Annotated in this window: 20 protein-coding genes; 12 read left to right on the plus strand and 8 right to left on the minus strand. The window is 72.2% G+C overall.

What is annotated here, in order from left to right; all coding sequences use genetic code 11:
• Positions 1 to 135: 135 nt before the first annotated feature.
• Positions 136 to 561 carry a DUF3052 domain-containing protein gene (locus AB0F18_RS17080; protein ID WP_362060812.1) on the minus strand — a complete coding sequence of 142 codons (426 nt, stop codon included), beginning with the start codon at positions 559 to 561 and terminating at the stop codon, positions 136 to 138.
• 446 nt (positions 562 to 1,007) lie between these two features.
• Here AB0F18_RS17080 and aceE point away from each other — a divergent pair, with 446 nt between their 5' ends.
• Both aceE and AB0F18_RS17090 read left to right on the plus strand, forming a co-directional pair.
• Entirely contained in the window at positions 1,008 to 3,755 is a 2,748-nt protein-coding gene (gene aceE / locus AB0F18_RS17085; protein ID WP_362060815.1) for a pyruvate dehydrogenase (acetyl-transferring), homodimeric type, read from the plus strand.
• 84 nt (positions 3,756 to 3,839) lie between these two features.
• On the plus strand, positions 3,840 to 4,646 hold the full coding sequence (locus tag AB0F18_RS17090) for a potassium channel family protein (protein WP_362060818.1): 807 nt from the start codon (positions 3,840 to 3,842) through the stop codon (positions 4,644 to 4,646).
• Here the strand turns inward: AB0F18_RS17090 and AB0F18_RS17095 are convergent.
• Complete coding sequence (locus AB0F18_RS17095) at positions 4,627 to 5,019, minus strand: peptidase inhibitor family I36 protein (RefSeq protein ID WP_362060821.1); 393 nt, start codon at positions 5,017 to 5,019, stop codon at positions 4,627 to 4,629. The genes AB0F18_RS17090 and AB0F18_RS17095 overlap by 20 nt on opposite strands.
• Positions 5,020 to 5,218: 199 nt before the next feature.
• The gene (locus AB0F18_RS17100; protein ID WP_362060824.1) at positions 5,219 to 6,811 is read right to left on the minus strand and encodes an MFS transporter; all 1,593 of its coding nucleotides are present in this window, start codon (positions 6,809 to 6,811) and stop codon (positions 5,219 to 5,221) included.
• 130 nt (positions 6,812 to 6,941) lie between these two features.
• Between AB0F18_RS17100 and AB0F18_RS17105 the strand changes: the two genes are divergently transcribed.
• From AB0F18_RS17105 to AB0F18_RS17115, 3 genes are all read left to right on the plus strand, one after another.
• Positions 6,942 to 7,610, plus strand: coding sequence for a TetR family transcriptional regulator (locus AB0F18_RS17105; protein WP_362060827.1), 669 nt, complete (start codon positions 6,942 to 6,944; stop codon positions 7,608 to 7,610).
• A gap of 275 nt (positions 7,611 to 7,885) precedes the next feature.
• Positions 7,886 to 9,025, plus strand: coding sequence for an alpha/beta hydrolase (locus tag AB0F18_RS17110; RefSeq protein ID WP_362060878.1), 1,140 nt, complete (start codon positions 7,886 to 7,888; stop codon positions 9,023 to 9,025).
• A 97-nt stretch (positions 9,026 to 9,122) separates the two neighbouring features.
• Entirely contained in the window at positions 9,123 to 9,983 is an 861-nt protein-coding gene (locus AB0F18_RS17115) for a DUF4429 domain-containing protein (protein ID WP_362060830.1), read from the plus strand.
• A gap of 33 nt (positions 9,984 to 10,016) precedes the next feature.
• On the opposite strand, the gene AB0F18_RS17120 is transcribed toward AB0F18_RS17115, so the two are convergent.
• Together AB0F18_RS17120 and AB0F18_RS17125 are read right to left on the minus strand one after the other, a co-directional pair.
• Positions 10,017 to 11,036, minus strand: a complete 1,020-nt coding sequence (locus AB0F18_RS17120) for an aldo/keto reductase (RefSeq protein ID WP_362060833.1) — start codon at positions 11,034 to 11,036, stop codon at positions 10,017 to 10,019.
• A complete protein-coding gene (locus tag AB0F18_RS17125) occupies positions 11,033 to 11,443 on the minus strand; it encodes a MerR family transcriptional regulator (RefSeq protein ID WP_362060835.1) in 411 nt (136 codons plus the stop codon). Before AB0F18_RS17125 ends, AB0F18_RS17120 begins: the two co-directional genes overlap by 4 nt.
• An 88-nt stretch (positions 11,444 to 11,531) precedes the next feature.
• Here AB0F18_RS17125 and AB0F18_RS17130 point away from each other — a divergent pair, with 88 nt between their 5' ends.
• Positions 11,532 to 12,350 (plus strand): serine hydrolase domain-containing protein, encoded by an 819-nt coding sequence (locus AB0F18_RS17130; RefSeq protein ID WP_362060880.1) that lies wholly within the window; start codon positions 11,532 to 11,534, stop codon positions 12,348 to 12,350.
• 5 nt (positions 12,351 to 12,355) lie between these two features.
• Here the strand turns inward: AB0F18_RS17130 and AB0F18_RS17135 are convergent, their stop codons facing one another.
• Complete coding sequence (locus tag AB0F18_RS17135) at positions 12,356 to 13,015, minus strand: pirin family protein (RefSeq protein WP_362060838.1); 660 nt, start codon at positions 13,013 to 13,015, stop codon at positions 12,356 to 12,358.
• A gap of 82 nt (positions 13,016 to 13,097) precedes the next feature.
• Between AB0F18_RS17135 and AB0F18_RS17140 the strand changes: the two genes are divergently transcribed.
• From AB0F18_RS17140 to fabF, 5 genes are all read left to right on the plus strand, one after another.
• Positions 13,098 to 14,309: a helix-turn-helix domain-containing protein gene (locus AB0F18_RS17140; protein WP_362060842.1), complete on the plus strand. Its 1,212-nt coding sequence runs from the start codon at positions 13,098 to 13,100 to the stop codon at positions 14,307 to 14,309.
• 89 nt (positions 14,310 to 14,398) lie between these two features.
• Positions 14,399 to 15,316, plus strand: a complete 918-nt coding sequence (locus tag AB0F18_RS17145) for an ACP S-malonyltransferase (protein ID WP_362060845.1) — start codon at positions 14,399 to 14,401, stop codon at positions 15,314 to 15,316.
• Positions 15,317 to 15,335: 19 nt separating this feature from the next.
• Positions 15,336 to 16,340, plus strand: a complete 1,005-nt coding sequence (locus AB0F18_RS17150) for a ketoacyl-ACP synthase III (protein ID WP_362060848.1) — start codon at positions 15,336 to 15,338, stop codon at positions 16,338 to 16,340.
• A gap of 60 nt (positions 16,341 to 16,400) precedes the next feature.
• On the plus strand, positions 16,401 to 16,652 hold the full coding sequence (locus AB0F18_RS17155) for an acyl carrier protein (RefSeq protein ID WP_362060851.1): 252 nt from the start codon (positions 16,401 to 16,403) through the stop codon (positions 16,650 to 16,652).
• Positions 16,653 to 16,731: 79 nt separating this feature from the next.
• Positions 16,732 to 17,997, plus strand: a complete 1,266-nt coding sequence (gene fabF / locus AB0F18_RS17160) for a beta-ketoacyl-ACP synthase II (RefSeq protein ID WP_362060854.1) — start codon at positions 16,732 to 16,734, stop codon at positions 17,995 to 17,997.
• A 70-nt stretch (positions 17,998 to 18,067) separates the two neighbouring features.
• On the opposite strand, the gene AB0F18_RS17165 is transcribed toward fabF, so the two are convergent.
• Positions 18,068 to 18,562: a DUF3145 domain-containing protein gene (locus AB0F18_RS17165; protein ID WP_362060857.1), complete on the minus strand. Its 495-nt coding sequence runs from the start codon at positions 18,560 to 18,562 to the stop codon at positions 18,068 to 18,070.
• Between the two features lie 250 nt (positions 18,563 to 18,812).
• Between AB0F18_RS17165 and AB0F18_RS17170 the strand changes: the two genes are divergently transcribed.
• Positions 18,813 to 19,712 carry an SGNH/GDSL hydrolase family protein gene (locus tag AB0F18_RS17170; RefSeq protein ID WP_362060860.1) on the plus strand — a complete coding sequence of 300 codons (900 nt, stop codon included), beginning with the start codon at positions 18,813 to 18,815 and terminating at the stop codon, positions 19,710 to 19,712.
• A 152-nt stretch (positions 19,713 to 19,864) separates the two neighbouring features.
• Here the strand turns inward: AB0F18_RS17170 and AB0F18_RS17175 are convergent.
• On the minus strand, positions 19,865 to 21,328 hold a 1,464-nt coding region (locus AB0F18_RS17175; protein WP_362060863.1), incomplete at its 5' end, for a glycoside hydrolase family 3 C-terminal domain-containing protein.

Genomic DNA, 21,328 nt, shown 5'->3' on the forward strand with positions numbered 1-21,328 from the left:
GGATCGGGCCGCCGGCGGGGCCGTGGCACGGTACCGGCTGCCGGACGGATCGGGGCCCGTCACGCGCACACCCCGCCGACCGCGGGGTGAACCGGGTCGGCGGGGTGTGCGGCCACTTGGCTGTGGGGGCGCGGCTCAGCGCTTGGACTTGGCTGCCTTCGGCGTCACCAGCTTGGTGGAGGTCCACTCCTTGCCGACGGGCAGGCCCTTGGCCAGCGAGAGACCGGCGGTCTCGGCGGCTTCGCTGATGTCGCTGGCCTCGACGTAGCCGTCGCGGCCCGTCTTGGGGGTCAGCAGCAGGATCAGTGCGCCGTCCTCGACCATCTCGGTCGCGTCGACCAGGGCGTCCGTCAGATCGCCGTCCTCGTCGCGGAACCACAGCAGCACGGCGTCGGCGACGTCGTCGTAGTCCTCGTCGGCGAGCTCACTGACGAGTGCCTCGACAGTTTCACGGAAATCCTGATCGACGTCCTCGTCGTAGCCGATCTCCTGGACCACCTGTTCGGACTGGAAACCCAGCCGGGCGGCCAGGCTCTCCGCGTGGTCCGCGGTCGCGCTCACGGGGTGCCTCCTGCTCATGTTCGGTGAATGTCTTTCGGCGGCGCGCGTACGCGCAGCATTGGGCGTAGTCCACACGGGCGCGGCGGATCGCGCAAGTACCCGGCCGCCGAGACCGTCGAAACGGTGACGATTGCGGCCGTCTCGCCGCAACTTTCAGGGTTCCCGAGCGGACCACCGGTGATTCATCCCACACCATTCCAGCTCATTCGGCATCGCATGAGGACTTTCCTACCTGTTTGAGGGACGAACGTCCTTACGAACCCGGTGATCGTCCTGGGCGTAGGGTTGCGATTTGGCCCCACCGCGTCCAGGACGGGGACGGCCCGCCAGGCGCTCCTTCCCCGCTCCAGGTGTTACCCAGTGGTAGAGGTGAAGATTTCGGCCGGGCGTAAGACCATGGGAGGCGGCGACCCAAGGCACGACTCCCCTGACAGCGAAGGAACAGCGTGGCTTCCGCATCCGATCGCAATCCGATCATCATTGGCGGCCTGCCGAGCCAGGTCCCGGACTTCGACCCGGAGGAGACCAGGGAGTGGCTCGACTCCCTGGACGCCGCCGTCGACGAGCGGGGCCGTGAGCGCGCCCGCTATCTGATGCTGCGACTGATCGAGCGGGCCCGCGAGAAGCGCGTGGCCGTCCCCGAGATGCGCTCCTCGGACTACGTCAACACCATCGCCACCAAGGACGAGCCGTTCTTCCCCGGCAACGAGGAGATCGAGCGCAAGGTCCTGAACGCCACCCGCTGGAACGCGGCCGTGATGGTCTCGCGCGCCCAGCGGCCCGGCATCGGCGTCGGCGGCCACATCGCCACCTTCGCCTCCTCCGCCTCCCTCTACGACGTGGGCTTCAACCACTTCTTCCGGGGCAAGGACGAGGGCGACGGCGGCGACCAGATCTTCTTCCAGGGCCACGCCTCCCCCGGCATCTACGCCCGCGCCTACCTCCTGGACCGGCTCACCGAGCAGCAGCTCGACGCCTTCCGGCAGGAGAAGTCGAAGGCCCCGTACGGCCTGTCGAGCTACCCGCACCCGCGGCTGATGCCGGACTTCTGGGAGTTCCCGACCGTCTCGATGGGCCTCGGCCCGCTCGGCGCGATCTACCAGGCCCGGATGAACCGGTACATGGAGGCGCGCGGGATCGCCGACACCTCCAAGTCCCACGTTTGGGCGTATCTCGGCGACGGCGAGATGGACGAGCCGGAGTCGCTCGGCCAGCTGTCCCTGGCCGCCCGCGAGGGCCTGGACAACCTGACCTTCGTGGTCAACTGCAACCTCCAGCGCCTCGACGGCCCGGTGCGCGGCAACGGAAAGATCATCCAGGAGCTGGAGTCGATCTTCCGCGGCGCCGGCTGGAACGTCATCAAGCTGATCTGGGACCGCTCCTGGGACCCGCTGCTGGCCCAGGACCGCGACGGCATCCTGGTCAACAAGATGAACTCCACCCCGGACGGGCAGTTCCAGACGTACGCCACCGAGTCGGGCGCCTACATCCGCGAGCACTTCTTCGGCGGCGACCAGCGGCTGCGCGCGATGGTCGAGAACATGACCGACCGGCAGATCCAGCACCTGGGCCGCGGCGGCCACGACCACAAGAAGGTCTACGCGGCCTACGCGGCGGCCAAGGCCCACAAGGGCCAGCCGACGGTGATCCTGGCGCAGACGGTCAAGGGCTGGACGCTCGGCCCGAACTTCGAGGGCCGCAACGCCACGCACCAGATGAAGAAGCTGACGGTCGACGACCTCAAGCGCTTCCGCGACCGCCTGCACATCCCGATCACGGACGCGCAGCTGGAGAACGGCGCCCCGCCGTACTACCACCCGGGCCGCAACTCGCCCGAGATCCAGTACATGCACGACCAGCGGAGCTCCCTGGGCGGGTACGTGCCCACCCGCGTGGTCCGCGCCAAGCCGCTGGTCCTGCCGGACGACAAGGCGTACGCGGCCGCCAAGAAGGGCTCGGGCCAGCAGTCGATCGCCACGACGATGGCCTTCGTCCGCATCCTGAAGGACCTGATGCGGGACAAGGAGATCGGCAAGCGCTTCGTGCTGATCGCGCCCGACGAGTACCGCACCTTCGGCATGGACGCCTTCTTCCCGAGCGCCAAGATCTACAACCCGCTGGGCCAGCAGTACGAGGCGGTCGACCGCGACCTGCTCCTCGCGTACAAGGAGTCCCCGACCGGCCAGATGCTGCACGACGGCATCTCGGAGGCCGGCTGCACGGCCTCGCTGATCGCCGCGGGTTCGGCGTACGCGACGCACGGCGAGCCGCTGATCCCGGTCTACGTCTTCTACTCGATGTTCGGTTTCCAGCGCACGGGTGACCAGTTCTGGCAGATGGCCGACCAGCTGGCGCGCGGTTTCGTCCTGGGTGCGACCGCCGGCCGGACCACCCTGACGGGTGAGGGCCTCCAGCACGCCGACGGTCACTCCCAGCTGCTGGCGTCGACCAACCCGGCCTGCGTGGCGTACGACCCGGCCTACGGCTACGAGATCGCGCACATCGTCAAGGACGGCCTGCGGCGCATGTACGGCCCGACCGAGACGAACGAGCCCGGCGAGGACGTCTTCTACTACCTCACGGTCTACAACGAGCCGATCCAGCACCCGGCCGAGCCGGCGGACGTCGACGTGGACGGCATCGTCAAGGGCATCCACCGCGTCTCGCGGGGCACCTCGGGTGCCATCGGGGCGCAGCTGATGGCCTCGGGCGTGGCGGTGCCGTGGGCGCTGGAGGCGCAGCGGATCCTGGCCGAGGAGTGGAACGTACGGGCGGACGTCTGGTCGGCGACCTCCTGGAACGAGCTGCGCCGCGAGGCCGTCGCGGTGGAGGAGCACAACCTGCTCCACCCGGAGGAGGAGCAGCGCGTCCCGTACGTGACGCGGAAGCTGTCGGGCGCGGAGGGGCCGTTCGTGGCGGTCTCGGACTGGATGCGCGCGGTGCCGGACCAGATCTCGCGCTGGGTGCCGGGTACGTACACCTCGCTGGGCGCGGACGAGTTCGGCTTCGCCGACACGCGGGGCGCGGCGCGGCGCTTCTTCCACATCGACGCCCAGTCGGTGGTGCTGGCGACGCTCACCGAGCTGGCCCGTGAGGGGAAGATCGACCGCTCGGCGCTGAAGCAGGCCGTCGACCGGTACCGGCTGCTGGACGTCTCGGCCGCCGATCCGGGTGCGGCGGGCGGGGACGCGTAGCCGCGGCGGGAGGACGTCACTCTTCCGTGGGGGCGCTGGGACACCTGTCCCAGCGCCCCTTCCGGCTTTCCTACGATGTCCCGTATGAAGGAACCCTCCCGCCAGGCGCGGTGGGAGCGCCGTACTCAGGTCCCCCTGCTGGTGCTCGCCGTGGCCTTCGCCGTCGCCTACGCCGTGCCCATCGTCGCGCCGGACGCGGGAGAGGGGGTGCACCGGGCCTGCACCCACGCGGAGTGGGCGGTGTGGGCGGCGTTCGCGCTGGACTACGTGGTGCGGCTGGGGCTGTCGGGGAACCGGAAGGTCTTCGTACGGACGCACTGGCTGGACCTGGCCGCGGTGGTGCTGCCGCTGGTACAGCCGCTGCGACTGCTGCGGCTGGTGGCGACGCTGATGCTGGTGGGGCGGCGGGCGCGGATGGCTCCGCAGATCCGGCTGACCACCTATGTGGCGGGGGCCGTGGTGGGGCTGCTGATGTTCGGCTCGCTCGCGGTGCTGAGCGTGGAGCGGGACGCGCCCGAGGGGAACATCAAGAACCTGGGCGACGCGGTGTGGTGGTCCTTCACCACCATGACCACGGTCGGGTACGGGGACCACTCCCCCACCACCGGGCTGGGCCGGGTCCTGGCGGTGGGGCTGATGCTGTCGGGGATCGCCCTGCTCGGTGTGGTGACCGCCAACATCGCCGCCTGGTTCATCGCCCGTTTCGAGCGCGACGACCAGGTGGAGCGGCTCCAGCTGGCGGCCGTCCGGGAACTCCAGGCGGAGGTGCGGGAGCTGCGCGCCGAGGTGGCCCGGCTGGGCCACGGCACCCGGTGCGCGATGCCCGCCCAGGCCGCCCAGGGCCCCGAGCCGGCCGCCGGCCAGGCGGGGCCTACCGCTCCCACACCTTGAACGCCCTGACCTGGTAGGGGGACTGGGGCAGCCAGACCCCGTCGCCCGGGTAGGTCTGGAACTCGCCGGTCTCCGCGCACTCGGCCGACTGGTACGTGGTCACCGGGCGCCCGGTGCGGTTGACGAGGGCCTGGAAGCCGGTCTTGGAGGGCAGTACGGGCAGCGCGGTGCAGCTGTTGATGTCGAGGGTGCTGAGGTCGTAGGTCTGCCTGGTGCCCTTGAAGTCCGGTTTCGCCCACAGGCACAGCTCTCCCGTGGCGCAGGGCGGGGAGCCCGCGGCGTGGGCGCCGCCGGCGGTGGACGGGATGAGGGCGCAGGCGGCCAGGAGGGCGGCGGCGAGGGTGGTGACGCGTGCGGTGCTCCACGTACGCATGACGGGGTCAACTCCTTGTGGACGTACGGGCCCCGGACGGTTTCCGAGAGCTCCGTGGCACCACGCTGACCTGCGGCGACGTACGAGCGGAAGGGGCTGCGGGCGGGTCCACCCTGATAGGCGACAGCCCCGCCGGAACCGTCCGGCGGGGCTGTGGCGGGCGCGGGGTTGACGCGGCCGTAACGGGGTCGGGGACGGCTCAGATGTGGGCCGCGCCCGCCCCCGCCCCGGCGTTCTGCCCGCGCTTGGTGAAGCAGGCCACGACGGCGGCGAGGACCGCGACCACGCCGGCGCAGGTGAAGGCCGTGCTCATGCCGGACACGAAGGTCTCGTGCGCGACGCCGGAGATGGACTGGGCGACCGGCTCGGGCACCCCGGGCGGGACGGGGGCGATGCCGACCTGGACGCCCTTCTCGGCGAGTTCCAGCTGCCCGGGGGTGAGCGGGGGCAGGCCGGCCCGCTGCCAGTTGTCCCCGAACGTGTCACTGACCTCGGCCGCCATGACCGCTCCGAGGACGGCGGTGCCGAGGCTGCCGCCGACCTGCATGGCGGCCTGCTGGAGGCCGCCCGCGACGCCGGACAGCTCCAGCGGGGCGTTGCCGACGATGACCTCGGTCGCGCCGACCATGACGGGGGCCAGGCCCAGGCCGAGGAGGGCGAACCAGAGGGACATGGTGAGGGTGCCGGTGTCCGGGGTGAGCCGGGACATCCCGAAGCAGGCGACGGCCGTGGCCACCATGCCGGCGACGAGCGGGACGCGCGGGCCTGCCTTGGTGATGGCGGCGCCGGCCAGCGGCGAGCCGATGATCATCATGCCGGTGAGCGGCAGCAGCCGCAGGCCGCTGTCGACCGGGCTCATGCCGTGCACGTTCTGCAGGTAGAAGGTGACGAAGAACAGCCCGCCCATGAAGGCGAAGGCCATCAGCACCATCAGCACGGTTCCGGCGGACAGCGGAAGCGAGCGGAACATGCCGAGCGGGATCAGCGGCTCGGCGACCCGGGTCTCCCAGAAGGCGAACAGGCCGAAGCAGACCAGGGAGGCGAGGAGGAAGAGCAGGGTCCTCGCATCGCCCCAGCCCCACTCGGCGGCCTTGATCAGCGCCCAGATCAGGGAGAACATCGCGACCGACAGCAGCACGATGCCGGGCAGGTCGAAGGAGCGCGGGGCGTTCTCCGCGCGGTGGTCGAGCAGGATGAACAGGCCGAAGAGCAGCGCGACCACGCCGACCGGCACGTTGATGAAGAAGACGGACTGCCAGCTGACGTGCTCCACGAGCAGGCCGCCGACGATGGGCCCGGCGGCCGTCGAGGCGCCGATGACCATGCCCCAGATACCGATGGCCATGTTGAGCTTCTCGGCGGGGAAGGTGGCGCGCAGCAGGCCGAGGGCCGCGGGCATGAGCAGGGCGCCGAAGAGGCCCTGGGCCACACGGAAGCCGATGACGAGTCCGACGCCGGTGGACAGGCCGATCACCGCCGAGGAGAGCCCGAAGCCGGCGATACCTATGAGGAAGGTCTGGCGGTGCCCGAAGCGGTCGCCGAGCTTGCCGGCGGTGATCAGGGAGACCGCGAGGGCCAGCAGGTAGCCGTTGGTGATCCACTGCACCTCGGCCAGGGTGGCGCCGAGGTCCTTCTGGATCGCCGGGTTGGCGACGGCGACGATCGTGCCGTCGAGGGTGACCATCATGACGCCGATCGCCACGGCGAACAGCGTGAGCCACGGGTGGCCGCGCAGACCGGAGCGGGCCGTTGACGGATTCGAATCCTTGGCCAGGGTGATCTGATCAGTCATGCCCGGCAGATTAGTGACAGCGACTGACAGTTCACAAACGGCTTAACGCGGCAGTAGCTGTCAGCTCCGTCACAGGTACCCTGACCGCTCACTCAGCGTCAGATTCAGCATCAGAGAGGACCCCGCGGTGATGACCGACGAGCGGCCCGCCCGGGCGGCCGGACTGCGCGAGCGCAAGAAGCGGCGCACCCGGGACGCGCTGCTGCGCGCCGCGCTGCTCCTGTTCATCTCGCAGGGCTACGAGCGGACCACGGTCGACGAGATCACCGAGACGGTCGAGGTCTCCCAGCGCACCTTCTTCCGCTACTTCGCGAACAAGGAGGAGGTCGCCTTCGCCGTCCAGGACCTGGTCGAGTCGCACTTCGTCGCCGCGCTGGGCGCCCGCCCCGCCGGCGAGCCGCCGCTGGAGGCGATGCGCAACGCCGTCCTCGCCGCCTGGGACACCCTGGACGAGGCCCTCTCCGAGGTGGTCCCCGTCGACCTCTACATGCAGGCCTACCGGCTGATCGAGTCCACCCCGGCCCTGCTCGCCGTCCACCTGCGGCGCTCCACCGAGCTGGAGGAGCGGATCGCCCGGCTGATCGCCGACCGCGAGGGGCTCGACCTGGACGCCGACCCGCGGCCCCGGGTGGCCGTCGCCGCGTTCTCCGGGGTGATGCGGGTCACCGGACGGCTCTGGGGGCAGGGCGAGGACGTCAGCGTGACCGCGATCCGGCGGATGACCGAGGCCTACCTCGACCAGATCGGCCCGGCCCTGGCCGCGGACTGGCGCCCCCCGGCCCCGGCCGACGGGCGCTGAGGGAGGGCCGGAGCCAGAGGTCCGGAGCAACCGACGAAGAGTTCCGGCCACCCCGGGGCACACCCCAACCACCCGTACGGCAACGGAGCGTGACCGTTCGCCGCGAGGGTACGCCGGTCGGCCGTGAGCCCCGTCACCCCTGACACCACTGGCTCCGGCGGTCTCCTAGTCTGGCTCCAGTGAACCTGCCCGGCCGCCCCGCCCACCCCACCGCCGACGCCCCCGCGCGCCCGGCCGTCCTGCGCACCCTGCTCGCGCTCGGCGTCGTCTTCCTGATGCTGGCGACCACCGGCTGGACCGCGGTGCACCGCCCGGAGACCGGGGTTCCGGTACGCACCGCCGCGCTCGCCGCGTGGGCCACGGCACGGATCGACGGCCGGCCGGTGCCGGCCGCCGACTCCCCCGTACGGACGGTCGCCCGCTTCTTCGCGGGCCTCGACGCAGCCCAGCGGACCCGCCTCGCCGACAGCCACCCGCTCGTGGTCGGCAGCCTCGACGGGGTGCCCGCCGAGACCCGCTACCGGGCCAACCACAACGCCCTCACCCAGACCGCGCGGCTGGAGGAGGCCCGCGGCAAGGACATCGCCCTCACCCCGGCCGACCGCGCCAATGCGATACGCCGCGCCCACCGGTTCGAGTCCCTCGCCGAGCCCGGCCGGCAGATCCTCCTCTTCGACCCCACCGGTGACGGCCTCGTCGCCGAGGTCTTCGGCGACCTCGGCGACGCCCGCCGGGTCTCGGTGATCGTCCCCGGCGTGGACACCGACGCGATCACCTTCGAGCGCAGCCAGCGCCGGCTGACCGCCCCCGCCGGCATGGCGCAGTCCCTGTACGAGGCCGAGCGCGCGGCCGCGCCCGACGCCCGTACCGCCGTCATCGCCTGGGCCGGCTACGTCGCCCCCACCGGGGTCGGCGTCGACGCCGCCACCGGCCGGCTCGCCGTCCAGGGCGCCGGACGGCTGGAGTCCCTCGCCGCGGCCCTGCCCGGGGACGCGAGCGTGGCCCTGTTCTGCCACAGCTACGGGTCGGTGGTGTGCGGCGTGGCCGCGCACCGGATGCCGGACCGGGTGACCGACGTGGTGGTGGCGGGCAGCCCCGGCATGCGCGTCGGGAACGCCGCCGACCTGCACACTTCCGCACGGGTGTGGGCCATGCGGGCCGAGGGCGACTGGATCGCCGACGTACCGCACCTGGAGGTCGGCGGGGTCGGCCACGGGGCGGACCCGGTCTCGCCGGGCTTCGGCGCCCGGCTGCTCTCCTCCGCGGGGGCGCACAGCCACACCGGCTATTTCGAGCCAGGGACGGCCTCCCTGGAGAACTTCGCCAAGATCGGAACCGGCGGTTTCGGTTCCGTCGCGTGCGCGAACGACAGCGACGCCTGCCGGGTCGGAATTTCCGGCACGGACGGTCACTGACGGGCGCCTGACGCACCGCAGACCCGTAGCAAGTCGAAAAAATCGGGCCGGATGACGAGGGGGACGCGCGGGGGCGCGTCCCTTTACCATGTGCCGCATGGGTGACGTACTGGCCGGAAATCATGCCGTCTGGGAGTTCGACGCCGACTCGGACTCGGTGCTCATCCGCTTCGCACGGGGGATACGGACGCCACGGCTCTGGCACGCGCTGGGCGAACGCCGGATCCCCCTGGAAGCGCTGTCCGGGGTGAGCGTGGGCCCGGCCTCGGCCGGAGTGGGACGGCGGGAGACCCTGGTGCTGCGCGCCGTGCCGCGGACCGGGGCCGATCCGCTGATGGAGGCTGCCTCCGGGCAGCTGAAGGAGTCCTGCGATCCCTACCGGCTGGTGCTGCCCGCGGACCGGGCGGAGCAGGCCGCGGCCTTCGCGGAGGCGCTGGGCGAGCGGCTGGGGCCGGGCGGCGACGCGCCGGCCGACCGGTTCCTCGTGGCGGTCCCGCAGCCGCCGCTGCTGCTGAAGGCCTACGACGCGCGGGTGGGGTTCGACGGCTCGGCCGTGACCTTCCACTGGTCGCGGACGGGGGCCAGCAGTGCGAAGTGGCGGGCCGGGGACCAGAGGTTCGCGCTGGGCGCGCTGTCGGGGGTCGAATGGGTGTCCCCCGACCGCCCCGGGGGCGGCCACCTGCGGCTGCTGACGCGGGATTCCGCCGGGGCTCCGCCGGCCCCCGACCACGACCTCGCCGCGGCGGTGTTCGGGGTGGGGTACGGGGCGGTGCACGAGTCGCTGCCGTTCGCCGCCGCGGTGCTGGCCGCGCTGCGGGAGCGGGCGCCGGTGGGATCCGTGCCGCGGGCCCGGGTGTCCGGGGAGCGGCTGCGGCACCTCAGCGAGCTGCACAGCACCGGTCTGCTGACCGACGCGGAGTACGAAACCCTCCGCGCCCGCTTCACGGCCGGGGCGTAGCCGGCCGCGGGCTGCGGGCGCGCCCCTGCGGGGTCACGACTCGCGGGCCGCCGACGTGGAGGTCATGTCCGGGTAGCGCGTGCCCGCCACCCGGGCCGCGAGGGGTTCCAGCAGGGCCAGCTCCGCAGCCGTCAGGGTGATCCGCGTGGCGGCGGTGTTCTCCGCCAGGCGGCCCGGCCGGCGGGTCCCCGGGATCGGGACCACGGTCAGCCCGTGCACCGACGCCCGCTGCTGCACCCACGCCAGCGCGACCTGCGCCGCCGTCACCCCGTGCGCGGCGGCGATCTCCCGGACCGGCGCCAGCAGGGCCGCGTTGGCCTTGGCGTTCTCCCCCGTGAAACGGGGCTGGCCGCGCCGGAAGTCCCCGGCCGGCAGCTCGGCGCCCGCGTCCGTGAACGACCCCGTCAGGAACCCGCGCCCGAGCGGCGAGTACGGCACGAAGGCCACGCCCAGCTCCGCCGCCGCGCCCACCGCGCTGCGCTCCACGTCCCGGCTGAACAGCGACCACTCCGACTGCAGCGCCGCGATCGGGTGCACCGCGTGCGCCTCGCGCAGTTCGGCGCCGGTGACCTCGCTGAGCCCCAGGTGGCGCACCTTCCCCTCCCGCACCAGCTCGGCCATCGCGCCCACCGATTCCGCGAGGGGCACGGCCGGGTCGCGCCGGTGCATGTAGTAGAGGTCGATGACGTCGACGCCGAGCCGCCGCAGGCTGCCCTCGACGGCCTGCCGGACGTACGCGCGGTCGTTGCGGATCCCCCGGTACGCCGGGTCGTCGCTGCGCTCGATGGCGAACTTCGTGGCGAGGGTGATCTCGTCCCGGTGCGCGGACACGAACGGCGCGAGGAACTCCTCGTTCGCGCCGCGTCCGTAGACGTCCGCCGTGTCGAAGAGGGTGACCCCGGCGGCCAGCGCCGCCTCCAGGGTCGCGCGGGCCGCCGGCTCGTCGGTGTCCCCGTAGAACTCGCTCATGCCCATGCAGCCGAGGCCCTGGATCCCGACGACCGGACCGCCCTTGCCCAGCTCGGCCCGTGCGATGGTGGTCTGCTCCGTCATGACTGTGCCCTCCCCGTTCCCGCGGACACCACGTCCGCCGTGTTCTTCGCGTACATCGCGATCTTGCAGTCCAGGACGTCGAGCGCGTCCGTCAGCTCCGCGACCCGCGCCAGCACCTCGTGGCGCGTCCGCTCCAGGAGCGCGCGGCGCTCGTCGACCGTGTGGTCCCCCTCGCGGACGAGTTCGGCGTACCGGACCATGTCCGCCACCGACATGCCGGTGGCGCGCAGCTTGCCGACGAAGGCCAGCCACCCGAGGTCCTTGTCGCTGAACCTCCGCTGTCCCGAATGGGAGCGGTCCACGTGCGGCATCAGGCCGATCCGCTCGTACCAGCGCAGCGTGTGCTGGGTCAGGCCGGTCCGGGCCTCGACCTCGCTGATCGTGTACCGCGTCTCCGTCGGGTTCATGGCCTCTACGCTAAAACCCTGGAGTGCGCTCCAAGCAAGTACGGGAAGTAGGCTCGGCCCCATGGAGAGCATCGAAGGCGTCAACAGCCTGGAGAGCCTGCGGGCCGTCGAGAACTGGCCCGTGCCGGCCGCGGCGGCGGCCGTCGTGCGCGCCGACGGGAGCCTGGCCGGCGCCCACGGTCCGGTGGACCGCCGTTTCCCGCTGGCCTCGGTCACCAAGCCCCTCGCCGCGTACGCGGTCCTCGTCGCGTACGAGGAAGGGGCCGTCGAACTGGACGAGCCGGCCGGCCCCGAGGGCTCGACGGTCCGTCACCTCCTCGCGCACACCAGCGGCCTGGCCTTCGACGAGCACCGTGCCACGGCCCCGCCCGGGCAGCGGCGGCTGTACTCCAACGCCGGTTTCGAGGTCCTCGGCGACCACCTCGCGAAGGCCACCGGGATCCCCTTCGCGGACTACCTGCGCGAGGCCGTCTTCGAGCCGCTGGGCATGAACTCCTCCAGCCTGGAGGGCTCCCCCGCCAAGGACGGCGTCTCCACCGTCTCCGACCTGGTGCGCTTCGCCGCCGAACTCCAGGCGCCCCGGCTGCTGGACGTCCGCACCGTCGCGGAGGCCACCTCGGTGGTCCACCCCGGGCTCAAGGGCGTCCTGCCGGGGTACGGGCACCAGTCGCCCAACGACTGGGGGCTCGGCCTGGAGATCCGCGACGGCAAGTCCCCGCACTGGACGGGCCTCACGTCCTCCCCGCGCACCTTCGGGCACTTCGGCCAGTCCGGCACCTTCCTGTGGGTGGACCCGGACGTCCGCGCCGCCTGCGTGGCGCTGACGGACCGCGCCTTCGGCCCGTGGGCCGTGGAGGCCTGGACCCCCTTCACGGACGCGGTCCTCGCCGAACTCCGCTCCCGCTAGGGCCGTTACGCCGGCAGCTCCCAGATCAGCAGTTCGCCCGGGGAGCCGGCCGTGATCTCCAGGTTCTTCTCGCCGGTGATCCGTGCCGAGTCCCCGGGCCCCAGCTCCGCCCCGTCGAGCCGCAGGTCCCCGTGCACCACGTGCAGGTAGACCCGCTCCGCGTCCGGTACGGGGACCCGCTCGCCCGCGGCCGGCCGCCGGACGTGCAGCACCGCGCCGGCGGCCGGGACCTCGTACGGGGTGCCGTCCACGAGGTCGCGTACCACCTCGTACGAGGGCTCCCCGCCCGCGGCCAGCGGCGCGAGCCACATCTGCACGAACCGCAGCGGCCGCCCGCCGTCGTTGCGCTCCACGTGCCGCGCCCCCGAGCCCGAGCCCAGCCGCTGGACGTCCCCGGGCCGGACCGTGCCGGTGTGCCCGGTGGTGCTGTCGCGGTGGGTGAGCTCGCCCTCGACCACCCACGTCACGATCTCGGTGTGGCTGTGCGGGTGCTCGTCGAAGCCGGCGCCGGGGGCGAGGAGCTCCTCGTTGCAGGCGAGCACCGGGCCGAAGCGGATGTTGTCCGGGTCGTAGAAGGACCCGAAGGAGAAGGCGTGCCGGGTGGTGATCCCGGCGTCCGGATCCCCTCCCGCGTACCGGTCCGCTGCGCGGCGTACATCGATCATGGGGGCCACGGTAGCGGCCGCCCGGGCACCCCGGCGCGGGACCCGAGTCCGCGCCGGGCCGTCGATAAGGCAGTCTTGTCCCGTGCCCCAACCCGAACGTGAGCAGTCCCCCGAGACCCGTCCCGCGCATCCCGCCCACCCGCACGCGGCGACGCTGCGCCGACTGGAGAAGTCCTCCGGCCGGCTCGCCGCCAATGCCATCGCGCGGATGGACGAGGCCCTGCCGTGGTACCGGGCGATGCCTCCGGAGAACCGGTCGTGGATCGGCCTGGTCGCCCAGGCCGGCATCGCCGCCTTCACGGAGTGGTTCCGGCACCCGGAGACCCCGCAGGCCATCTCCACCGACGTCTTCGGCACGGCTCCCCGGGAGCTGACCCGGGCGATCACCCTGCGCCAGACCGTGGAGATGGTCCGGACGACGATCGAGGTCATGGAGACCGCGATCGACGAGGTGGCGGCCCCCGGCGACGAGTCGATCCTGCGCGAGGCGCTGCTGGTGTACGCCCGGGAGATCGCCTTCGCCACCGCCCAGGTGTACGCGCAGGCCGCCGAGGCGCGCGGGGCGTGGGACGCCCGGCTGGAGTCCCTCGTCGTCAACGCCGTGCTGTCGGGCGAGGCGGACGAGGGCGCGCTGTCGCGGGCCGCCGCGCTCGGCTGGAACTCCCCGGAACACGTGTGCGTCGTCCTGGGCACCGCCCCCGAGGGGGACAGCGAGCTGACGGTCGAGGCGATCCGCCGCGCGGCACGCCACCACAAGCTCCAGGTGCTCACCGGGGTGCTGGGCGACCGCCTGGTGGTCATCGCGGGCGGCAGCGACAACCCGCTCCAGGTGGCGAAGTCCCTGATCGGGCCGTTCGCCGCCGGTCCGGTGGTGGCGGGGCCGGTGGTCTCGGACCTGCTGAACGCGACGAAGTCCGCGCAGGCGGCGGCCGCCGGACTGAAGGCCTGCACGGCCTGGCAGGACGCGCCGCGGCCGGTGCTGGCGGACGATCTCCTGCCCGAACGCGCGATCGCCTCGGATCCCTCGGCCAGGGAGCAGCTGGTGGAGGAGATCTACAGACCACTGGAGGAGGCGGGCTCGGCGCTGCTGGAGACGCTGAGCGTCTACCTGGAGCAGGCGAGCAGCCTGGAAGGGGCGGCGCGGATGCTGTTCGTGCACCCCAACACGGTGCGCTACCGGCTCCGACGTGTGACCGACGTCACCGGCTGGTCGCCCTCCGATGTCCGTTCGGCCTTTACGCTGCGGATCGCCCTGATCCTCGGGCGTCTGGCCGACGGAGATCAGCAGTCCTAGACTTTTGTCGGACATCAACAATTACCCCGACGGTTCTTCGTCCCTGTCCCCACGGGCGGCGGAGACCACCCACAAGAGAGAGTGTGAGGGTGCTCGTACTCGTCGCTCCCGGCCAAGGCGCTCAGACGCCCGGCTTCCTGACTCCCTGGCTCGAACTCCCCGGCGCCGCCGAACGCGTCGCAGGGTGGTCCGAGGCCATCGGGCTCGACCTCGCCCACTACGGCACGAAGGCCGACGCGGACGAGATCCGCGACACGGCCGTCGCCCAGCCCCTGCTGGTCGCGGCCGGTCTGCTGTCCGCCTCCGCGCTGGGCGCCCCGACGGCGTTCGGCGCCGTGGCCGGCCACAGCGTCGGTGAGATCACCGCCGCCGCGTACGCCGGTGTGCTGGGCGAGGGCGAGGCGCTGTCGTTCGTCCGTACCCGCGGGCTGGCCATGGCCGAAGCGGCCGCCGTCACCGAGACGGGGATGGCCGCGGTGCTGGGCGGTGAACAGGACGTGGTCGTCGCACACCTGCAGAAGCTGGGCCTGACCCCGGCCAACATCAACGGCGCGGGCCAGATCGTCGCCGCGGGCACCGCGGAGCAGATCGAGGCCCTCGTCGCCGAGAAGCCCGAGGGCTCCATGAAGGTCGTCGCCCTCAAGGTCGCGGGCGCCTTCCACACGCACCACATGGCACCGGCGGTCGCCACGCTGGAGGAGGCCGCCAAGGCCCTCTCCCCGGCCGACCCGGCGCTGAAGTACGTGTCCAACAAGGACGGACTCGTGGTCGAGTCGGGCGCCGACGTCGTCGCCCGCCTGGTCGGCCAGGTCGCGAACCCGGTGCGCTGGGACCTGTGCATGGAGACCTTCTCCGAGCTGGGCGTCACGGGGATCGTCGAGCTGAGCCCCGGCGGCACCCTGACGGGTCTGGCCAAGCGCGCGCTCAAGGGTGTGCCGAACGTGGCGCTGAAGACGCCGGACGATCTCGACAAGGCCGCGAAGCTCATCGCCGAGCTGACTGCCTGAGAGTAGGAGCCCACACAGCATGTCCAAGATCAAGCCGGCCAAGGGCTCCCCGTACGCCCGCATCCTCGGCGTCGGCGGCTACCGCCCGACCCGTGTGGTGCCCAACGAGGTCATCCTCGAAACGATCGACTCCTCCGACGAGTGGATCCGTTCCCGCTCCGGCATCGCCTCCCGGCACTGGGCCTCGCCCCAGGAGACCGTCGCCGCGATGTCGGTGGAGGCCTCAGGCAAGGCGCTCGCCGACGCCGGGGTCTCCCCCGAGCAGATCGGTGCCGTGATCGTCTCGACGGTCTCGCACTTCAAGCAGACCCCGGCCGTCGCGACCGAGATCGCGCACCGGATCGGTGCGGGCAAGCCCGCCGCCTTCGACATCTCCGCGGGCTGCGCCGGCTTCGGCTACGGCCTGACCCTCGCCAAGGGCATGGTGGTGGAAGGTTCCGCCGAGTACGTCCTCGTCATCGGGGTCGAGCGGCTGTCGGACCTGACGGACCTGGAGGACCGCGCGACGGCCTTCCTCTTCGGCGACGGCGCGGGCGCCGTGGTCGTCGGCCCCTCGGACGAGCCGGCCATCGGCCCCACGGTGTGGGGTTCGGAGGGCGACAAGTCCGAGACCATCAAGCAGACCGTGCCGTGGGACGAGTTCCGCAGCACGGACAGCGCCCAGAAGTTCCCGGCCATCACCCAGGAGGGTCAGGCGGTCTTCCGCTGGGCCGTCTTCGAGATGGCCAAGGTGGCCCAGCAGGCGCTCGACGCCGCCGGGATCACCCCGGATGACCTGGACGTCTTCATTCCGCACCAGGCCAATATGCGGATCATCGACTCGATGGTGAAGACTCTCAAGCTGCCGGAGCACGTCACGGTCGCCCGTGACGTGGAAACCACCGGCAACACGTCGGCCGCCTCGATCCCGCTCGCCATGGAGCGGCTCCTGGCGACCGGAGCGGCGAAGAGCGGCGACACCGCGCTCGTCATCGGCTTCGGGGCGGGGCTCGTCTACGCCGCGACGGTCGTTACCCTCCCCTAGGGCCCGGGATCACTTCCCGGTCCTGTTCCACCAGCTAGCTAGCCACAGAAGGAGCGCCACATGGCCGCCACGCAGGACGAAATCGTCGAGGGTCTCGCGGAGATCGTCAACGAGATCGCGGGCATCCCGGTCGAGGACGTCGAGATCGGCAAGTCCTTCACCGACGACCTGGACGTCGACTCGCTGTCCATGGTCGAGGTCGTCGTCGCCGCCGAAGAGCGCTTCGACGTCAAGATCCCCGACGAGGACGTCAAGAACCTCAAGACGGTCGGCGACGCCGCCGAGTACATCCTGAAGCACCAGGCCGCCTGAGCCTGACGAGCGTTTGTCGCCACCCGGCGGTGGCGCCGTGACAATTCAGCACCCCCTGAGACGTGGAGAAAGAATTCCTGTGAGCCCGACCAATCGCACCGTGGTCGTCACCGGTATCGGCGCAACCACTCCGCTGGGTGGCGACAGCGCTTCGACCTGGGAAGGTCTGCTCGCCGGCCGGTCCGGCGTCTCGCCCCTGGAGGGCGAGCGCTTCGCCGAACTGCCGGTCCGCATCGCCGCCCAGGCCGCCGTGGACCCGAGCGAGGTACTGCCCCGCCCGCTGGCCCGCAAGCTCGACCGCTCGGCACAGTTCGCCCTCATCGCGGCCCGCGAGGCCTGGGCCGACGCGGGTTACACCGCTCCGGCGGGCGAGGACGAGGCCATCGTCCCCGAGCGTCTGGGCACCGTGATCGCCTCCGGCATCGGCGGCGTCACCACCCTGCTCGACCAGTACGACGTACTGAAGGAAAAGGGCGTGCGCCGGGTCTCCCCGCACACCGTCCCCATGCTCATGCCGAACGGCCCCTCCGCCAACGTCGGCCTGGAGGTCAACGCCCGCGCCGGTGTGCACACCCCGGTCAGCGCGTGCGCGTCGGGCGCCGAGGCCATCGGCTACGCCGTCGAGATGATCCGCACCGGCCGTGCCGACGTGGTCGTCGCCGGCGGCACCGAGGCGGCGATCCACCCGCTGCCGATCGCGGCGTTCGCCAACATGATGGCGATGTCCAAGAACAACGAGAACCCGACCACGGCCTCCCGCCCGTACGACAAGGCCCGTGACGGCTTCGTCCTCGGCGAGGGCGCCGGTGTCGTGGTCCTGGAGTCCGCCGAGCACGCGGCCAAGCGCGGCGCCCGCGTCTACTGCGAGGTGCTGGGCCAGGGCCTGTCCGCGGACAGCCACCACATCGCGCAGCCGGAGCCCACGGGCCGCGGTGTCGCCGCAGCCCTGCAGAACCTGCTCGACAACACGCAGCTGGACCCGTCCGAGCTGGTCCACGTCAACGCGCACGCCACGTCCACCCCGCAGGGTGACACGGCCGAGGTGAAGGCGCTGCGCAAGGTCCTGGGCGACGACCTCGACCACATCGCGATCTCCGCGACCAAGTCGATGACCGGTCACCTGCTGGGCGGCGCGGGCGGTATCGAGACCGTCGCGACCGTGCTGGCGCTGTACCACCGGATCGCCCCGCCGACGATCAACGTCGACGAGCTGGACGACGACATCGACGCGGACATCGTGCGCGGCGAGCCCCGCAAGCTGCCGGTCGACGGCCCGATCTCCGCGATCAACAACTCCTTCGGCTTCGGCGGCCACAACGTCTCGCTGGCGTTCCGCAGCGTCTGAGGGTAGAGACCCGTAACGGGGAAGGCCCCCGCCCGGCAGTGCCGGGCGGGGGCCTTCCCCGTACGCGTTCTCAGACCACCTGGTGGAGCCAGCGGACCGGGGCACCCTCGCCGGCGTAGCGGAAGGGCTCCAGTTCGTCGTCCCAGGGCTTGCCGAGGAGCTTGGCGATCTCCGCCTCCAGGTCGGTCTCGCCGCGCGCGGAGCGGGCGAGGGCGGCGCGCAGCCGGTCCTCGGGGATCAGGATGTCGCCGTGCATGCCGGTGACGGCGTGGTAGATGCCGAGCTCCGGGGTGGAGCTGTAGCGCTCGCCCTCGGCGGTCGGGCAGGGTTCGGCGGTCACCTCGAAGCGGAGCAGGTGCCAGCCGCGCAGGGCGGAGGCGAGTTTCGAGGCGGTGCCCGCCTCGGCCTGCCAGGAGAACTCGGCTCTCCAGGTACCGGGGGAGGCGGGCTGCCGGATCCAGTCGAGGTTCACCCGCACCCCGAGCACGCCCCCAACAGCCCATTCCACGTGCGGGCAGAGCGCGCGCGGCGCGGAATGCACGTACAGAACTCCACGTGTCGTCACCGGGACCTCCAGTGTGGGACGAGGTCGGGAATAAACTCCAGAAAACGGACAGTATGTGACGTGATGTAATGTAACGGAAAATAATGGACATTGCGTAGCGGCACCTGCGGCCGAAACGCCACGGGAAAAAGCTACCGTGCGCCAGGGGTCATGGTGTGACGTACGGTCGCACCGAAGCCCGTAAACGCAGAGCATTCACTCAGCAGGACGCCCCCGGAAGGACGCGGGGCGACGAGGGAGGGACCACCCGATGCGCACCACCGCCGCGCGCCGCCGCGTACGCCGGACCGTCACCGGCGCCGGCGTGGCGGCGGCCGTGCTGGCGGCGACGGTCACGGGGTGTGACGACGGGGGTCCTGCCGCGAAGGGGGGCGAGCGGGGGGCGCAGGCGAAGCCGCGCTGGAACCCGGCGCCGGCCTCGGTCGCCGCCGTCGGGGACTCCATCACCCGCGGGTTCGACGCCTGTTCGGTGCTGGCCGACTGCCCGGAGGTCTCCTGGGCCACCGGCAGCGATCCCGCCGTGAACTCCCTCGCCGCCCGCCTGCTGGGCGGGGCGGAAGTACCCGCGCGCAGCTGGAACTACGCGGTGACCGGCTCGCGCATGGCGGACCTGCCCGGCCAGCTGGCCGCGGCGGCGCAGCACAAGCCGGACCTGGTCACGGTGATGGTGGGCTCGAACGACGCCTGCCGGCCGACGGCTTCGTCCATGACCTCGGTGGCGGACTTCCGGTCGGAGTTCGAGCAGGCGCTGAAGGGGCTGCGGGCGGCCTCGCCCGCCTCGCAGGTGTACGTGTCCTCCGTGCCGGACCTGCAACGGCTGTGGGAGCAGGGCAAGGACAGCCCGATGGTGCGGCAGATCTGGAAGCTGGGGATCTGTCAGTCCATGCTGGCCGAGCCGCTGTCGGCCGACACCGGGGCGACGGCCCGGCGGGAGAAGGTACGGGCGCGCGTGGTCGAGTACAACGAGGTGCTGCGCCAGGTCTGCGCGCAGGACGCGCTGTGCCGCTACGACGGCGGGGCCGTCTTCCAGTACCCCTTCGGGGCGGACCAGCTGAGCCACTGGGACTGGTTCCACCCCGGCAGGGACGGGCAGGCACGGCTCGCGGAACTGGCCCACCGGCAGGTGACGGCGGCCGAGCCGCCGCGTTGACGCGGCGGCCGGGGGAAGGGCCGGGGACTGGGGGCCCTTCCCAGCGGTAGCTGGGGGAATGTCAGGGTCCGCCCCCGGCCCGGTCCTTCGGCCGCGGAGGGGGTGATTTCCGGCCAATCCCCCGCTACGGCGTGTCGCGGGCCTTCCGGGCGTCAGAGGTCGAGCTCGGCCGTCAGCCGCACGTCGGCGTGCGAGCGGCTCGCGCGGACCTCGTAGGTGCCGCCGATCCGGCGCCAGCCGCGCGCCTCCTCGTCCCAGACCTCGAAGGCCCGGCCGGGCAGCGCGATCTCCACCTCGACGCTCTCGCCGGGCCCGGCCTCCACCCCGGCGAAGCCGGCCAGCCAGCTCGCCGGGCGCTCCACCCGGTCCGCGACGGGCGCCAGGTAGACCTGGACGGTCTCGCGGCCGGGCCGGGTCCCGGTGTTGGTCAGCCGGACCCGGACCGACTCGGCGGTGGCCTCCAGGGACTCGTAGGCCCAGTCGGTGTAGCCGAGGCCGTGCCCGAAGGGGTAGGCGGGGGTCACGCCGTGGGCCTCGTAGGCCCGGTAGCCGATGAGGAGCCCCTCGCGGTACTCCAGCCGCCCCTCCCGGGGGACGACCTCGGTGACGGGCGCGTCGGCGAGGGCGGCGGGCCAGGTGGTGGGCAGGCGCCCGCCGGGCTCCGCGTCCCCGAGGAGCACGTCGGCCAGCGCGGCCCCGCCCTCCTGTCCGGGGAACCAGGTCAGCAGGACGGCGGCGACGTCCTCGCGCCACGGGAGTTCCACCGGGGAGCCCGCGTTGACGACGACCACGGTGTTCGGGTTGGCGGCGGCGACGGCCCGTACCAGGTCGTCCTGGCGGCCCGGCAGCCCGAGGTCGGTGCGGTCGAAGCCCTCCGACTCCACCCGCTCGGTGGTGGCGACGACCACGACGGCGGTGTCGGCGGCGCGGGCGGCCCGTACGGCCTCGGCGATCAGCTCGTCGGGGTCGCGGCGCGGGCCGAGGTGGAGCAGGGAGAACATGACCGCCTTGAGCGGCATCGCGCTCATGTCGGGGACCTGGTAGGTCAGCGAGACCTCGACGGGCTCCCCGGCGGTCAGGACGGCCCGCGCGCGCTCGCTGGGGGCGCCGAAGAAGGCCTCGAAGGGGTCGGCCTCGTCGCCCATCTCCTGGACGCCCTCCCACAGGGTCCGCCCGCCGACGGCGAGGGTGAAGGCGCCGAGCCCGCGGGTGCCGAAGACGTGTTCGCCGCTCTCGCGCGGCAGGAAGGTCCCGGTGACCTCGATGGCGGCCATCGTCTCGTACGAGGCCCCCTCGGGCAGGTCCTCGCCGATCCACTGGACCTGGCCGGTCGGCAGGCGGCCCTCGCCGAGGACCGCCCCGGAGGCGTCGCGGCAGACGGCGCGCAGCTCGAACCCCTGCCCGGCGGGGGCGGGTTCCTCGCTGAGGTCGGCGCCGACGGCGTAGGTCAGGGCGCCCTCGGGCAGTGCGGCGGTGAGCCCGTCGAGCGGGGAGACCACGCGTTCGGGGAAGACGGTGGCGCTAGTACGCGTCAACACCGTCTCCCCCGGGCCGACCCGCACCTCCATATGGGAGGACCCGGAGAACTTCGGCGGGAAGGTGGCCGAGGCCGCCGG

Source organism: Streptomyces sp. NPDC029216 (assembly GCF_040648015.1).
Classification (GTDB): domain Bacteria; phylum Actinomycetota; class Actinomycetes; order Streptomycetales; family Streptomycetaceae; genus Streptomyces.

Excerpts from the sequence above, each read along its gene's own strand:
- AB0F18_RS17090 (WP_362060818.1), top strand. The coding sequence starts at position 3,840 with ATGAAGGAACCCTCCCGCCAGGCGCGGTGGGAGCGCCGTACTCAGGTC.
- AB0F18_RS17095 (WP_362060821.1), bottom strand. The coding sequence starts at position 5,019 with ATGCGTACGTGGAGCACCGCACGCGTCACCACCCTCGCCGCCGCCCTC.
- AB0F18_RS17100 (WP_362060824.1), bottom strand. The coding sequence starts at position 6,811 with ATGACTGATCAGATCACCCTGGCCAAGGATTCGAATCCGTCAACGGCC.
- AB0F18_RS17105 (WP_362060827.1), top strand. The coding sequence starts at position 6,942 with ATGACCGACGAGCGGCCCGCCCGGGCGGCCGGACTGCGCGAGCGCAAG.
- AB0F18_RS17110 (WP_362060878.1), top strand. The coding sequence starts at position 7,886 with ATGCTGGCGACCACCGGCTGGACCGCGGTGCACCGCCCGGAGACCGGG.
- AB0F18_RS17115 (WP_362060830.1), top strand. The coding sequence starts at position 9,123 with ATGGGTGACGTACTGGCCGGAAATCATGCCGTCTGGGAGTTCGACGCC.
- AB0F18_RS17120 (WP_362060833.1), bottom strand. The coding sequence starts at position 11,036 with ATGACGGAGCAGACCACCATCGCACGGGCCGAGCTGGGCAAGGGCGGT.
- AB0F18_RS17125 (WP_362060835.1), bottom strand. The coding sequence starts at position 11,443 with ATGAACCCGACGGAGACGCGGTACACGATCAGCGAGGTCGAGGCCCGG.
- AB0F18_RS17135 (WP_362060838.1), bottom strand. The coding sequence starts at position 13,015 with ATGATCGATGTACGCCGCGCAGCGGACCGGTACGCGGGAGGGGATCCG.
- AB0F18_RS17150 (WP_362060848.1), top strand. The coding sequence starts at position 15,336 with ATGTCCAAGATCAAGCCGGCCAAGGGCTCCCCGTACGCCCGCATCCTC.
- AB0F18_RS17155 (WP_362060851.1), top strand. The coding sequence starts at position 16,401 with ATGGCCGCCACGCAGGACGAAATCGTCGAGGGTCTCGCGGAGATCGTC.
- AB0F18_RS17170 (WP_362060860.1), top strand. The coding sequence starts at position 18,813 with ATGCGCACCACCGCCGCGCGCCGCCGCGTACGCCGGACCGTCACCGGC.